Source organism: Diaphorobacter sp. HDW4B, from assembly GCF_011305535.1.
In the GTDB taxonomy this organism is placed as follows: domain Bacteria; phylum Pseudomonadota; class Gammaproteobacteria; order Burkholderiales; family Burkholderiaceae_C; genus Diaphorobacter_A.
On the sequence record NZ_CP049905.1, the window covers coordinates 1,904,917 to 1,918,535 of the forward strand.

A 13,619-nucleotide genomic window follows, 5' to 3' on the forward strand; every position below is an offset into this window, starting at 1 on the left:
TGCAGGGAATCGCTCAAGTCATCTAACCGATCCACTGCATTCTACGCATGCCGCCAAGCCGAAGTCAGCGGGTACTTAGCCCTACTCTCGGGCCGTCAGAAGCCATTGCGTTCGCGGAACTCGCGCGCCTGGCCGAAGTGGCCGTTGCCGATGAAAGGTACGGGCGGGCGCAGCGCCGAAAGCGGCGACGGGTGGTTGCTCGTCAACACCAGATGCCCGCGATCCTGCGGGATGAAAGCGCGCTTGGACTGCGCATGGTTGCCCCACAGCATGAAGACAACCGGCTTGTCGCCCTCGGCCACATGCTTGATCACCGCATCCGTCAGCAGCTCCCAGCCCTTGCCGGAATGGCTGGCAGCTTGCCCCTCTTCCACCGTCAGGCAGGTGTTGAGCAACAGCACGCCATGCGTGGCCCACTTCACCAGGCTGCCGCCCGGATTCGGAAATGGCGGAAACGGCGTGCCCAGATCGCGCTGCATTTCCTTGAAGATGTTCTGCAGCGAAGGCGGCAGACGCACGCCCGAGGCCACGGAAAACGCAAGCCCTTCGGCCTGCCCACGACCGTGGTACGGGTCCTGCCCGAGGATCACCACGCGCACGTCTTCGGGCGGTGTGAGTTCCAGCGCGCGAAGCGGTTTGGGCGGAAAGACCACCGCACCCGCATCGAGGCGCGTCTGCAGATGGCTCAGCAACGGTTGGCCCTTGGCACTGGCGAAGAAATCATCGACCAGCGCTTGCCAGCCTAGTGCGACCGGCCAGTCGGCGGGTTGTGCGCCTTCAAGCTGCGTTGCGGTGGATTGGGGGTCGTTGGAAAAGGCGTCAATGGTGCTCATGCAAAAAGGCGCAGACGAATTGGTCGTCTGCGCCTCGTGCAAGGATAACGGAAGTGCTACGCGTTTCAATGAACCGCTCAGGGCTTCATCCGTCGCTTGCGGCGCACCACGGCCACGCCCATCCACATCGCCAGCGATGTCGCCAACAGGCCTTCCCAACTCCCTACCGGTACAGGCGTGGCGGAAGCTGTCGCATTGGTCGGCACCATGATGCCGCCGGGATCGGTGATGTTGCCATCTGCGATCAAATCAGAATCGCCTTCCGTGCCATCCTGGATGGTCAGCGTCATCACATTGCCCACGAAGCTGAATCCCGCGAACGCATACCAATGCGGGCTGGTGTTGCCCGGCGTGGGGCCGTATTTCCAGTACTGCGCGGTAGCCGGAATGGCTTGCGGCATGACGACGTTGATCTTGACTGCGGAGCCTGCGACACAGCCGGTTGCACGAATGTTCAACAGCCCGAACGGAAATGCCGCTGCGCCCTGAGGGGGAAGAACAGATGCATTCTGTGCCGCGATGAAGCTGCCTGTTTGCACCGTGCAGGTCGTGCTGCCACCGCCTGCACCCGCCAGCGTGACTGCCGCGCTGCCACCACCCGAAGGAAGCGGAATCACCGTGGTGCCTGCGCCGACCGTAGGCATGGTGAAACTGACGTTCGATGAATAGGGCCCCGTTCCAGAGGACGTAGTCGCCGCCACCTTGCAGTCGTATGCAACGCCTGCGGCCAGCCCCGTCATGTTGACGGGCGGATTCACACCACTGCCGGAGGTGGCTGCGCCACCGCCCTGCGGCGTGCACTGTGCGGTGTAGCCCGTCACGGTCTGCCCGGGAGCGGATGGCACGGGAGAGAAGCTCAATGCGGCCGTGCTGCCGGTCAACACATAGGTCAGATTTGTCGGCGCAGTCAGACTGCCGATGGGCGCACCACTCGTCTGCACGCTGACGGCATCCACGCCGAAGAACAGGCTCTGCCGGTTGTCCACTTCCGCGATGCGCAGGCGCACGGTCTGGCCTGCCAATGACGAGAGGTCAGTCTGCACGTTCTGATAACTGCCGCCAGTCGTGGCCGGGCCGGTCGATCCCGCTGGAGGCCACTGAAACACGCTGGTCAGCACACCCGCACCCACATCGTCGAGCGCTGCAGCCGTGGTGATCACATCGATGCGCACCTGCTGGTTGGGCAGCGCGCCAAGATAGTCGAGCGAAGCGGGGGCTGCAGCCAGCGGCACCGCATTCTGCACAAAGACTTTCGCGGTGAACGTGGCGCTTTGCCCGGCTGGAATCGTGATGTCCTGGTACAGCACATGGCTGCCCGGTCCGGGCTGATCGCTCATCACCGCAAAGGTGCCCTGCGGCGGCGCGGGCACCGTCACTGGCGTGATGGCGCTCATCGTGCCTTGCTGCGCGTAGAAGCCGCCTTGCGAGCCCGCTTGCGACTGGCTTTGCCAGCCGGTGAAGACTTGCGTGCCCGCTCCCGCGTTCTGCTCGAAATCACCGTTGACCATCAGTTCGGCCGCGCTGGCCGAGCCCATCCAGAGTGACAACGGCAAGCACAGACCTGCAAACGCCGCAGCGCTCAAATGTTTGAGGCTTTTCATGGCTTGTTCCCTATTCGGGGATCAGCGTTCGTAGATGATCTGGGTGGGCTCGCTGGTGTCGGGCACCGCTGTAGTCCCGTTCCCCACATAACGGTTGTTGTTGTAGGAAATGATCTTGCCGCCGCTGGCTGTTTGCGGTGCGCCGTCGCCCCCCGTGCCGAAGGCCTTGTTGCTTCCAAAGATGCTGGAATTGGACAGGTACACCACGCTGTTGGCATCCTTGACCAGAATGGCGGCGCTGTCGTAAGTCGTGGGGTCGAGCGGGTCCGTCCCCGTGTTCATGAACGACGTGTTCTGCACAAAAACCTGCGCGCCTGCGCCGCTTTGCACCGTGATGCCACTCACCGCTGTGTTTTGAATTTTCACATTCTCGATGAACACCTTGGCGGCTTTGATCACATTGATGGCCGTAGGCCCCTTCGTCGTGCCAGCGCCGTTCAAAGTGAGATTGCGAAGAATCACGACCCCCGTCGGTCCCGCATTGATGATGATGCCTGTCTGAGCCGAGAACAAAATGCTGCCGACAGCCCCCGTGCTGCCATCCAGAAGAATCGACTTGGTGATGGTGACCGTACCGAAGCCACCCGGATCCAACACATCGATTTCGCCACCCGTTGCCGTCTTGGAAATGGCGCTAGCAAAGGTCATGCAAGGCGCTGTTCGGCTACAGGGATTGGCGTCGTCGCCCACGCCCGAAACCCAGGTGCGCGTGGCCTGGGCGTTTGCCGCCGTCGCCCCCAAACTCAGCGCCGTGACGAACGCCAGCGCAAGAAAATCAATACGAGAGAGGAGTCGACGAAACGTACTTGTCTGCATGATGGGTTCCGTTGCTGTGTTTTGACGAAGCACCAGCATCACGCATGGACTTAACAATAGGTCACATTTCGTTTGTAATTTTTAACTAACGAGAGTAACAGATTGATGAAAAACTATCTCTCTCCAGAAGAGACCGTCAGGAAAACAGCTTCGCCAGCGCATCGCCCGGTTCATCCGCGCGCATGAAGGCTTCGCCCACCAGGAATGCGTGCACGCCAGCGTCGCGCATGGTCTTCACATCGTCTGCGCCGAGGATGCCGGATTCGGTCACCAGCAGCTTGTCGGCCGACACGCGTTTTTGCAGGTCGAGTGTGGTCTGCAGGCTGACTTCGAACGTGCGCAGATTGCGGTTGTTGATGCCAAGCAGCGGCGTCTTGAGTTTGAGTGCGCGGTCGAGTTCTTCGGCGTCGTGCACTTCCACCAGAACGGCCATATCGAGCGAGCGGGCGATGTTTTCCATCTCCACCATCTGCGCGTCGTCGAGGCAGGCGGCGATCAGCAGCACGGCGTCGGCACCCATCGCACGCGATTCGTAGATCTGGTACGGATCGACCATGAAGTCCTTGCGCAGCACCGGCAGCAGGCAGCTTGCGCGCGCTTGTTTCAGGTAGTCGGGCTGGCCCTGGAAGAACTGGCGATCGGTCAGCACGGACAGGCAAGCAGCGCTCACCTTGCCATTGCCTTCGGCGTAGCTTTGCGCGATGTCGGAGGGGATGAAGTCTTCGCGGATCACGCCCTTGCTCGGGCTGGCCTTCTTCACCTCGGCGATCACAGCGGCCTGGTTCTTGGCGATCTTGGCTTTCAATGCGCCCACGAAATCACGCGTGAGCACGCGGCTTTCCGCATCGCGGCGCATGTCTTCGAACGACATGCGCTTCTTGGCGGCTGCGACTTCTTCGACTTTGACTTCGCAGATTTGCTTGAGGATATCGGACATGTTTTTCTAACTCCGTTGCAGCCGATCAGGCCGCGAATTTCTGCGTGAATGTGACCAGCTCTTCGAGCTTCTTGAGCGCCGCGCCGCTGTCGAGCGCCGCTTGTGCTTTCTTCAGGCCATCTTCGATCGAAGAGGCCGCGCCGCCTGCGTACAGAGCCGCACCGGCGTTCAGGCACACGATGTCGCGCGCCGGGCCGTTGTCGCCTTGGAGCACGCCCATCAGCATGGCCTTGGATTCTTCGGGCGTTTCCACGCGGAAGGCACGTGTTCCGACCATGCGCAGGCCGAAGTCTTCGGGATGGATTTCGTACTCGCGCACGACGCCGTCTTTCAGTTCACCGACCACGGTGCCCGCGCCCAGGCTGATCTCGTCGAGACCGTCGCGGCCGTAGACCACGATGGCATGGTCCGCGCCCAGACGCTGCAGGGCACGCACCTGGATACCGACGAGGTCTTCGTGGAACACGCCCATCAGGATGTTGGGTGCGCCAGCGGGATTGGTCAACGGGCCAAGAATGTTGAAGATGGTGCGCACGCCGAGTTCCTTGCGGACCGGCGCGACGTTCTTCATCGCGGGATGGTGGTTGGGCGCGAACATGAAACCGATGCCGACATCGGCAATGCTTTGCGCGATCTGCTCGGGCTTGAGGTTGATGTTCACGCCGAGCGCTTCCATCACGTCCGCGCTGCCCGATTTGCTGCTCACGCTGCGACCGCCGTGCTTGCTGACCTTGCCGCCCGCAGCGGCGATCACGAAGGTCGAGCAGGTGGAGATGTTGAAGGTGTTGGCACCGTCGCCGCCCGTGCCGACGATGTCGACCAGGTTCTTTTTGTCCGCCACGTGCACCTTGTTGGAAAACTCGCGCATGACTTCCGCAGCCGCAGAAATCTCGCCGATGGTTTCCTTCTTCACGCGCAGGCCGGTGACGATGGCCGCCGTCATCACGGGCGACATCTCGCCGCTCATGATCATGCGCATCAGGTGCAGCATTTCGTCGTGGAAGATTTCGCGGTGCTCGATGGTGCGTTGCAGCGCTTCTTGAGGGGTGATCGACATGGTGTGGGCTCCCTGTTGTGGGTTCAACGTTGCTCAAGAAAATTGCGCAGCATCGCGTGGCCGTGCTCGGTCAGGATGCTTTCCGGGTGGAACTGCACGCCCTCCACCGCCAGCGTCTTGTGGCGCACGCCCTGGATCTCGCCGTCTTCGCTGGTGGCGGTGACTTCGAGCACGTCGGGGCAGGTGTTGCGGTCGATGACCAGCGAGTGGTAACGGTTGACCGTGAACTCCTTGGGCAGATCGGCGAACACGCCTTTCTGGTCGGTCTTGATCACGCTGGTCTTGCCGTGCATCTGCTGCACGGCGCGGATGATGTCGCCACCGAACGCCGCGCCGATCGCCTGATGCCCCAGACACACGCCGAGCACCGGCAACTTGCCTGCAAAGTGCTTGATGGCGGCGACCGAAATGCCTGCCTCGTTGGGCGAGCAGGGGCCGGGCGAGATCACGATGCGCGTGATGCCTTCGCGTTCGACGAGCGCCTTCACATCGTCGAGCGTGGCTTCGTCATTGCGCACCACGTGCACCTCTGCGCCGAGTTCGGCGAGGTACTGCACGATGTTGTAGGTGAAGCTGTCGTAGTTGTCCACCATCAGCAGCTGGATCTTGGAAGTCATGATGCGTTGCTCCCGGAATGGGTTGCGGTGCGAGGCTTGAGCCCCGCTGCGCGCAGGCGCGCGAGTTCGTCGTGTTCGTAGTCGATGTAGCAGGCGATCATGGCGCGGTAGATGCGCTCGATCAGGTCGGCGTTGCCGCCGTGCTTTTCCGCCTGTGGGCGCACGCGTTCGATGATGGCGTCGATGCGGTCCTGGTCGAACACCAGGTTCTCATCGTTCTTCACCTTGGCCGCCTGCGTCATGTAGCCGCTGCGCTCCACGAGCAGCGGCACGAGGATGTCGTCCAGCGCATTCACGCCCGCGCGCACCTCGTTCATCGTTTCGCAGTTCTTTACCTTGTCCATAGCTCGTTGTGTCTCGCGGGCCATCTTGTTCACTCAAGTCCTTCTTCCACCAACTCGGACGCACGAATCAGCGCGCGCGCCTTGTGCTCCGTTTCCTTCCATTCCAGTTCGGGCACCGAATCGGCCACCACACCGGCTGCGGCCTGCACGTAGAGCATGCCGTCCTTGACGATGCCGGTGCGAATCGCAATCGCCAGATCCATGTCTCCCGCGTAGCTCAGGTAACCGCAGGCACCGCCGTAGATGCCGCGCTTGGTCGGCTCCAACTTGTCGATGATCTCCATCGCGTGCACCTTGGGTGCGCCGGTCAGGGTGCCAGCAGGGAATGTGGCCTTGAGCACGTCCATGCTGGTCATGCCGTCGTTCAGAATGCCTTCGACGTTGCTCACGATGTGCATCACGTGGCTGTAGCGCTCCACCGCAAAGGCTTCGGTCACCTTGACGGTGCCGGTCTTGGCGATGCGGCCAATGTCGTTGCGCGCCAGATCGATCAGCATCACGTGCTCGGCACGTTCCTTCGGATCGTTGATCAGTTCCTGCTCGGTGGCCTTGTCCTTCTCGGGCGTGGCACCGCGCGGGCGGGTTCCGGCGAGCGGACGGATCGTGACCTTCTGGCCTTCGGGCACGGCTTCGTGGCGCACCAGAATTTCAGGGCTGGCTCCGACGACCTGGAAGTCGCCGAAGTTGTAGTAGTACATGTACGGCGACGGGTTCAGCGAACGCAGCGCGCGGTACAGCGACAGCGGGCTTTCGGTGTAGCGCTTGTGGATGCGCTGGCCGACCTGCACCTGCATGAAATCACCCGCCGCAATCAGTTCCTTGGCCTCGCCCACGGCCTTGAGGTAATCCTCCTTGGCGAAGCTGCGCTCGGCGGTATGGCTCTCGGTGGCGCGAACCACGGGAGCGCTCACCGAGTACTTGAGCTGATCCTTCAGATCGCGCAGACGCTTCTTGCCCTTGGAGAACGCTTCGGGCTGCGACGGATCGGCATAGACGATCAGGTAGAGCTTGCCCGACAGGTTGTCGATGACGGCCAGTTCCTCGCATTGCAGCAGCAGGATGTCGGGGCAGCCGAGCGTGTCGGGCGGGCAGCTGTTTTCGAGCTTCTTCTCGATGTAGCGCACCGCGTCGTAGCCGAAGTAACCGGCCAGACCGCCGCAAAAGCGCGGCAGACCGGCGCTCAGCGCGACCTTGAAGCGCTTTTGGTACTCGGAGATGAAATCGAGCGGATTGCCCGATGCGGTCTCCACCACCTGGCCGTCGGTGACGACTTCGGTCTTGGCCGCAGCGCCAAAGCCGCTGGCACGCAGCAAGGTGCGGGCGGGCAGGCCGATGAAGCTGTAGCGCCCGAAGCGCTCGCCGCCGACCACGGATTCGAGCAGAAAGCTGTTCGTTCCGTCGCCACGTGCATGCGAGAGTTTCAGGTACAGGGAGAGAGGAGTTTCCAGATCCGCAAAGGCCTCGGCGATCAGAGGAATGCGGTTGTAGCCTTCAGCGGCCAAGCTTTTGAATTCAAGTTCTGTAATCACAGGTGAGTTCCCAGCTCTGCAACACATGCGGCGCGCGATCTCGTTTCGGCGGCCAGTGGGTGTGTTGCGGATTCATTCATTTCCCGCTTCCTCGTGCAGGAAGCGACGGGTGCACGCTGGGGGTGCCCCAGGTGCGATCACGACATCAATGACGCAGGCTTACGCCAGGGCCAGGCTCCCCGGTCTCCAAGACCTGCAATCGACGTGCGGTGAATGAACATAGGCCGCCAGTGTAGCAAGACTGAATGACGTTCCGGCATTCATTGCATGACAACCCCGACCAAATGCGTGGAAAACCACGCGAAAACCCTGTGGCCGGACATAGCAATATGTCTCAAACTGAAGGCACAAAAAGCACGCTCGTTCTTTTATCGAGGGGACAAACCAATGACTTCCACCACTCGCCGCGCGATGGTCATCGCTCCTTTGGCATGCGCACTCACTCCCTGGATGCCGTCGGCCCATGCCGCCACGGCCATGGAAGTGGGTGGCGTGCAGTTCGCCGCCACCCAGCAGGTCCAGCAAAGCACGCTGCAACTCAACGGCGCGGGCGTGCGCTACAAAGCGGTGTTCAAGGTCTATGCGGCCGCGCTCTATCTGGAAAAGACCGCGCAGACGCCCGCTGAGGTGTTCGCGCAGAACACCCCCAAGCGCCTGATCGTGCACATGCTGCGTGAGATCGATTCGTCCGAACTCGGCAAGCTGTTCTCGCGCGGCATGGAAGACAACATGGACAAGGCCGCGTTCTCCAAGGTGGTGCCGGGCGTGCTGCGCATGAGCCAGATCTTCTCGGAGCACAAGAAGCTGCAGGCGGGCGAGCAGTTCATGGTGGACTGGATTCCCGGTACCGGCACGGTCATCACGGTGCGCGGTCAGCAACAGGGCGAGCCGTTCAAGGAACCCGAATTCTTCAACGCGCTGATGGGCATCTGGCTCGGCCCCAAGCCTGCGGACTGGAAGCTCAAGGACGGATTGCTCGGCAAGAGCGCCTAAGAGCGAATCCGGATCTGACATAAATTGACAAATATTCGCCAACGCGCATGTCTCTTATGGAAAATGCCTCCAAATCGCTAGCAAAACACCGCCACTCAGCGCACGAGAGCCATCAGATCTTCAGCGGATTCGTAGCCCCTCACGCGCGTCTGTAGCCAAAAAACGTCAATCCCCCGGCGTGGCGTGTTTTTCAAATTGCGTTTACTGTTAGAAACTATTGCCAATTTGAGAGAGTTTGTTCCTCTCTGCCAGCCCGGAAGGATTAATTGATGAGACTCGCCAATGCCAAGGTCGGTGTACGGTTGGCCTTTGCCTTCAGCCTGATTCTCTTTATCACGCTGGTGATCGCCGGCATTGGCGTGTGGCGCCTGCAGGAGCTGGCCAACACCACGCGCCAGCTCACCACCACCGACAACGACCGCCTGCGCGCCGCCGTGAAGTGGCACAACGCGGTCGAGCAAAACTGGCTGCGCACGCAGACCGCGATGCTCGACAACGACATCGGCAACTTCAAGAGCTGGCGCGACGAGATCCGCAAGACAGCGAACGAGGCCGACGTGGCGCGCAAGAACATCTCCGAGCTGGTGACTGCCGGAGAAGGCATCAGCCTGCTACGCGAAATCGACGTGGCCCGCGACGGCTACCGCAAGCTGCGCGAATCGCTGCTGGAGCGACGCAATGGCGGCGAAGACGTGACCGAGCCGCTGGAGCGCGACCTCAAGCCGCTGGCCGACGCCTACATCGGCGCCATCACCCGCATGGAAGAGCGCCAGAGCATGCTCTACGACCAGACCCGCCACGAGGCCGACCAGAAGGCCGCACAGGGCCGCATCATCCTGATCGCCGGTTCCGTCGTCGCGCTGCTGCTGGGCATTGCGCTGTCCATTCTGCTGACCCGCTCGATCACCCGCCCCCTGCAACTCGCCGCCCAGCGCGCGGGACAGATCGCGGAGGGCGACCTCACGCAACCCATCATCGCCGACGGCAAGGACGAGGCCGCACAACTGCTGCAGGCGCTGCAGCACATGCAGGACAACCTCTCGCAACTGGTCTCCGGCGTGCGCTCCAACGCCGAGAGCGTGGCCATCGCCAGCGCGGAAATCTCGCAGGGCAACAACAACCTGTCCTCGCGCACCGAACAGCAGGCCAGCGCGCTCGAAGAAACCGCTGCATCGATGGAAGAACTGGGCTCCACCGTGCGCCAGAACGCCGACAACGCCCGCCAGGCCAACCACCTCGCGATGAACGCCAGTTCGGTCGCCGTGCAGGGCGGCAACGTGGTGGCCGAAGTGGTCGACACGATGAAGGGCATCAACGACTCCAGCCGCAAGATCGCCGACATCATCGGCGTGATCGACGGCATTGCCTTCCAGACCAACATCCTCGCGCTCAACGCCGCCGTCGAAGCCGCCCGCGCGGGAGAGCAAGGCCGTGGCTTTGCGGTGGTGGCCGGTGAGGTCCGCAGCCTCGCCCAGCGCAGCGCCGAAGCCGCCAAGGAAATCAAATCCCTCATCAACGCCAGCGTCGAGCGCGTCGAGCAGGGCACGCATCTGGTCGACAAGGCGGGCGAGACCATGACCGAAGTGGTCAACGCGATCCGCCGCGTCACCGACATCATGGGCGAGATCAGCGCCGCCAGCAGCGAGCAGAGCGCAGGCGTGAGCCAGGTCGGCGAAGCCATCACCCAGATGGACCACGCCACACAGCAGAACGCCGCCCTCGTCGAGGAAAGCGCCGCCGCAGCCGACAGCCTCAAGACCCAGGCCGCGCAACTCGTGCACGCCGTCGCCGTGTTCCGCATCGCGCATGAGCACGAGCACGAACGCGCCCGCGCACAGGCCCTGCCGCAACGCAAATCGGCCGCGCTGACATCGGACAACCGCACACAGTCGCTTTACTCGACTTCGAGCGCGACGCACTCCATCGGCCAGCGCAACTACAGCGGCTCGGCCACCCCCGCGTCGCCCGTGGCCGCATCCGTGCAGCGCAACCGCGAACGCAACGCGGCAGCGGACAGCCATGATCAGTGGGAGAGCTTTTGATCAGGGCTTTCTGAACTCGGGCACAAGCGACGTCGGGGGGGTTCTCGACGTCGCTTTTCTTTTGGTGAGACCGGGTTTCGCGCTACTCGGTCGGTCCTGTCGCACAAGCCATCTTGCCGATAGCATTCCCCATCGACTAGGCTGACCCCTTCACCATCCACAAGGGAGTTCAGAGAATGCGGTTTTCATGGATCTACGGCACGGCGGCGGCTACGGCACTGGTTTTGACGGCACACGGCGTGCTCGCCAAGGACATCTCGGAGAAAGCGGCCCGCGACGAAATCGTCAACATGAGGGATGCCGATCCGGCGATGCAGAAGGCCTTTGACAAGGCGCGCAAGACGCTGCCGGATTTTCTGAAGAAAGCCGCCAATCCAGCGGATGGCACCGACAACTACGCGCTGAAGGTGGGCCTGACGGACGGGCGCAACACCGAGTATTTCTGGATGGCCGACTTCGAGCAGAAGGGCGAGCAATTCACCGCCACGCTGAGCAACACGCCGCGCCTCGTGCGCAAGTACCGCGGCGGCGAGCAGGTGACGTTCAGCCGTGGGCAGATCGTCGATTGGCTCTACATCGACGAGGCGCGCGGCCGGATGATGGGCAACTTCACCGCCTGCGCCCTGCTGACCAAGGAGTCGGCCAAGGACGCGGCGGCGTTCAAGAAGCAGTACGGGCTGAGTTGCGACGACTGAACGATCCGGCGCGCTTACTGCGCCGTCAGTTCCACCAGCGAATCGACAAACGCATCCGCGTTCACCGCGCGGATCGGCTCGCCGTGGTTGTAGCCGTAGGTGACCAGCACGACGGGGCAGCCAGCGGCGCGCGCGGCGCTGGCGTCGTTGCTGGAATCGCCCACCATCAGCGTCTTGGCAGGCGGCGTTCCCAACGCCTCGCAAGTCTTCACCAGCGGCATCGGATCGGGCTTCTTGCGCTCGAAGGCGTCGCCGCCGAACACATGGCTGAAGTAGCCGTGCAGACCCTTGGCCTTGAGCAATTCATACGCGAATGCCGTTGGCTTGTTGGTCAGGCAGGCCATGGGGTAACCGGCCTTGGCGAGCGCCTCCAGACCTTCGGCGACGCCCGGATACAGCGTGGAAAACTGGCCGTTGACGCGCTCGTAATGCCACTGGTAGCGCTCCCAGGCCTCGGGCATGAGCTGCGTGACCTTGGCGGCCACGGCACTGTCGCCCGCCTCGGTCAGCACATGGGTGAGCACCGAGTGCAGCAGATGCTCCGAACCCTTGCCGACCATGTGCTCGATATGGCTTGCATCCAGCGCGGGCAGCTTCAAATCCAGCAGCATGCCGTCAATCGACTTGGCAAAGTCGCCCAGCGTGTCCACCATGGTTCCGTCGAGGTCGATCATCACGGCCACGCAGGAGCGGAGCAGGTTGGGAGCGGAGGCGGCGACCATAAAGCAAACCTTTCTAATGTTCAACGGCGAATATTGGTAACAGTTCAAATCTGACCGAAGTCAGTAATCCCGTGATTGTCCGTGCAGTCCGACACACGAACGCCAAAGAGCCGTACAAAAATGCGCGCTGTCAGCTCTTAAGCTGGTCTCAACTGGCAATCGCGGGCATCGATGACTCTTCATCGGTCCGGCCGACCCAGACATTCTTTCCAGGAGGTTTCATCATGCGCTTTTCCTTGACTTCGACGGCTGCTGCCCTGCTTCTGTGCCTCGGCACCGTTGGCGCTCACGCGGCGGGCCCCGCACGTTCGGCTCCCGCCGAAGAGGGCTGCTCCTCGGCCAACCCACAGATCTGCCAACGCGAAGCCGCTGCAGCGCGCCAGGCCGGTCGCGGTGGTCAACTGACTGCTCCCGACACACAGGCTCAGGAGCGCAATGCGCTGGCCCGCTGCGCCGTCTTCAAGACCGAAGAAAGCAAGGGCGACTGCGAAGCCCGCGTGCGCAATGCGCGTGCTTCGGGCTCGGTGAACGGCGGCGGCCAGCTGCTGGAAGCCACGACACCGGTTCGCCAGTGATCCTGCAGACGCCCGCAGCGGCAACGGGCTGAGCGGGCTGAACGTGTTTTTCAACGACAAAGAGGTGCTTTCGGGCGCCTCTTTGCATTTCCGGGAAAGTTCAGCAGATCGAGGATCAGGCTGCGAGATTGGCGCGCATCTTGGTGATTTCAGCGGCGTAGTCGCCCTTGCCGAAGATCGCGCTGCCGGCCACGAAGGTGTCCGCACCGGCATCGGCCACGCGGCGGATGTTGTCCACCTTCACGCCGCCGTCCACTTCGAGGCGGATGTCCTTGCCCGAAGCGTCGATGCGCTTGCGGGCGTCCTCGATCTTGCGCAGGGCCGAGTCGATGAAGCTCTGGCCACCGAAGCCGGGGTTGACGCTCATGATCAGGATGAGGTCGATCTCGTCGATCATCCAGTCCAGCACGTCGAGCGACGCGGCCGGGTTGAACACCAGGCCCGCCTTCACGCCCTTGGACTTGATGGCCTGCACGCTGCGGTGCACGTGGGCCGATGCGTCGGGGTGAAAGCTGATGTAGTCGGCACCGGCGTCGGCAAACGCGGCGGCGAGTGCGTCCACGGGCTCGACCATCAGGTGCACGTCCACCGGCACGGCGACGCCAGCGGCGGTCTTGGCGTGGGGCTTGAGCGCCTGGCAGATCATCGGACCAAAGGTCAGGTTGGGCACGTAATGGTTGTCCATCACGTCGAAATGGATCCAGTCGGCGCCAGCGGCGATCACGTCGCGCACTTCTTCGCCCAGACGGGCGAAGTCGGCGGAAAGAATGGAGGGGGCGATGCGGAATGGGGTGGTCGTCGGGGTGGTCATCCCCCGATTTTCGCAGCAACCGGTTACCTTTGCTGATTCTCGGCTGT

General features: G+C 62.4%; 14 protein-coding genes. 4 read left to right on the forward strand and 10 right to left on the reverse strand.

The annotated features are described in order from the left end of the window. Positions 1 to 95: 95 nt before the first annotated feature. The 8 genes from G7048_RS08805 to trpE form a co-directional block, all read right to left on the reverse strand. Entirely contained in the window at positions 96 to 833 is a 738-nt protein-coding gene (locus tag G7048_RS08805; RefSeq protein ID WP_166067770.1) for a uracil-DNA glycosylase, read from the reverse strand. Between the two features lie 77 nt (positions 834 to 910). After that, on the reverse strand, positions 911 to 2,434 hold the full coding sequence (locus G7048_RS08810; RefSeq protein ID WP_166067771.1) for a fibronectin type III domain-containing protein: 1,524 nt from the start codon (positions 2,432 to 2,434) through the stop codon (positions 911 to 913). A 21-nt stretch (positions 2,435 to 2,455) separates the two neighbouring features. Next, entirely contained in the window at positions 2,456 to 3,250 is a 795-nt protein-coding gene (locus tag G7048_RS08815; protein ID WP_205750355.1) for a hypothetical protein, read from the reverse strand. Between the two features lie 136 nt (positions 3,251 to 3,386). Then, positions 3,387 to 4,187, reverse strand: a complete 801-nt coding sequence (trpC, locus tag G7048_RS08820; protein WP_166067772.1) for an indole-3-glycerol phosphate synthase TrpC — start codon at positions 4,185 to 4,187, stop codon at positions 3,387 to 3,389. A 25-nt stretch (positions 4,188 to 4,212) separates the two neighbouring features. Beyond that, positions 4,213 to 5,244 (reverse strand): anthranilate phosphoribosyltransferase, encoded by a 1,032-nt coding sequence (gene trpD, locus G7048_RS08825; protein ID WP_166067773.1) that lies wholly within the window; start codon positions 5,242 to 5,244, stop codon positions 4,213 to 4,215. A gap of 23 nt (positions 5,245 to 5,267) precedes the next feature. Next, positions 5,268 to 5,849: an aminodeoxychorismate/anthranilate synthase component II gene (locus G7048_RS08830; RefSeq protein WP_166070882.1), complete on the reverse strand. Its 582-nt coding sequence runs from the start codon at positions 5,847 to 5,849 to the stop codon at positions 5,268 to 5,270. A gap of 8 nt (positions 5,850 to 5,857) precedes the next feature. Further along, positions 5,858 to 6,229: a chorismate mutase gene (locus G7048_RS08835; protein WP_166070883.1), complete on the reverse strand. Its 372-nt coding sequence runs from the start codon at positions 6,227 to 6,229 to the stop codon at positions 5,858 to 5,860. A 5-nt stretch (positions 6,230 to 6,234) separates the two neighbouring features. After that, positions 6,235 to 7,734 carry an anthranilate synthase component I gene (trpE, locus tag G7048_RS08840; RefSeq protein WP_166067774.1) on the reverse strand — a complete coding sequence of 500 codons (1,500 nt, stop codon included), beginning with the start codon at positions 7,732 to 7,734 and terminating at the stop codon, positions 6,235 to 6,237. Positions 7,735 to 8,121: 387 nt separating this feature from the next. Between trpE and G7048_RS08845 the strand changes: the two genes are divergently transcribed. The 3 genes from G7048_RS08845 to G7048_RS08855 all read left to right on the forward strand — a co-directional run bounded on the left by G7048_RS08845 (position 8,122) and on the right by G7048_RS08855 (position 11,464). After that, positions 8,122 to 8,727: a chalcone isomerase family protein gene (locus G7048_RS08845; protein ID WP_205750356.1), complete on the forward strand. Its 606-nt coding sequence runs from the start codon at positions 8,122 to 8,124 to the stop codon at positions 8,725 to 8,727. Between the two features lie 269 nt (positions 8,728 to 8,996). Beyond that, positions 8,997 to 10,769: a methyl-accepting chemotaxis protein gene (locus tag G7048_RS08850; protein WP_166067775.1), complete on the forward strand. Its 1,773-nt coding sequence runs from the start codon at positions 8,997 to 8,999 to the stop codon at positions 10,767 to 10,769. A gap of 176 nt (positions 10,770 to 10,945) precedes the next feature. Continuing rightward, a complete protein-coding gene (locus G7048_RS08855; protein WP_166067776.1) occupies positions 10,946 to 11,464 on the forward strand; it encodes a YegJ family protein in 519 nt (172 codons plus the stop codon). A 14-nt stretch (positions 11,465 to 11,478) separates the two neighbouring features. On the opposite strand, the gene G7048_RS08860 is transcribed toward G7048_RS08855, so the two are convergent. Continuing rightward, the gene (locus G7048_RS08860; RefSeq protein ID WP_166067778.1) at positions 11,479 to 12,186 is read right to left on the reverse strand and encodes a phosphoglycolate phosphatase; all 708 of its coding nucleotides are present in this window, start codon (positions 12,184 to 12,186) and stop codon (positions 11,479 to 11,481) included. Positions 12,187 to 12,410: 224 nt separating this feature from the next. Between G7048_RS08860 and G7048_RS08865 the strand changes: the two genes are divergently transcribed. Then, positions 12,411 to 12,761: a hypothetical protein gene (locus tag G7048_RS08865; RefSeq protein WP_166067779.1), complete on the forward strand. Its 351-nt coding sequence runs from the start codon at positions 12,411 to 12,413 to the stop codon at positions 12,759 to 12,761. A gap of 115 nt (positions 12,762 to 12,876) precedes the next feature. On the opposite strand, the gene rpe is transcribed toward G7048_RS08865, so the two are convergent. Then, entirely contained in the window at positions 12,877 to 13,572 is a 696-nt protein-coding gene (rpe, locus tag G7048_RS08870) for a ribulose-phosphate 3-epimerase (protein ID WP_166067780.1), read from the reverse strand. Positions 13,573 to 13,619 lie beyond the last annotated feature (47 nt).

Excerpts from the sequence above, each read along its gene's own strand:
- G7048_RS08805 (WP_166067770.1), bottom strand. The coding sequence starts at position 833 with ATGAGCACCATTGACGCCTTTTCCAACGACCCCCAATCCACCGCAACG.
- G7048_RS08810 (WP_166067771.1), bottom strand. The coding sequence starts at position 2,434 with ATGAAAAGCCTCAAACATTTGAGCGCTGCGGCGTTTGCAGGTCTGTGC.
- G7048_RS08815 (WP_205750355.1), bottom strand. The coding sequence starts at position 3,250 with ATGCAGACAAGTACGTTTCGTCGACTCCTCTCTCGTATTGATTTTCTT.
- trpC (WP_166067772.1), bottom strand. The coding sequence starts at position 4,187 with ATGTCCGATATCCTCAAGCAAATCTGCGAAGTCAAAGTCGAAGAAGTC.
- trpD (WP_166067773.1), bottom strand. The coding sequence starts at position 5,244 with ATGTCGATCACCCCTCAAGAAGCGCTGCAACGCACCATCGAGCACCGC.
- G7048_RS08835 (WP_166070883.1), bottom strand. The coding sequence starts at position 6,229 with ATGGCCCGCGAGACACAACGAGCTATGGACAAGGTAAAGAACTGCGAA.
- G7048_RS08845 (WP_205750356.1), top strand. The coding sequence starts at position 8,122 with ATGACTTCCACCACTCGCCGCGCGATGGTCATCGCTCCTTTGGCATGC.
- G7048_RS08850 (WP_166067775.1), top strand. The coding sequence starts at position 8,997 with ATGAGACTCGCCAATGCCAAGGTCGGTGTACGGTTGGCCTTTGCCTTC.
- G7048_RS08855 (WP_166067776.1), top strand. The coding sequence starts at position 10,946 with ATGCGGTTTTCATGGATCTACGGCACGGCGGCGGCTACGGCACTGGTT.
- G7048_RS08860 (WP_166067778.1), bottom strand. The coding sequence starts at position 12,186 with ATGGTCGCCGCCTCCGCTCCCAACCTGCTCCGCTCCTGCGTGGCCGTG.
- G7048_RS08865 (WP_166067779.1), top strand. The coding sequence starts at position 12,411 with ATGCGCTTTTCCTTGACTTCGACGGCTGCTGCCCTGCTTCTGTGCCTC.
- rpe (WP_166067780.1), bottom strand. The coding sequence starts at position 13,572 with ATGACCACCCCGACGACCACCCCATTCCGCATCGCCCCCTCCATTCTT.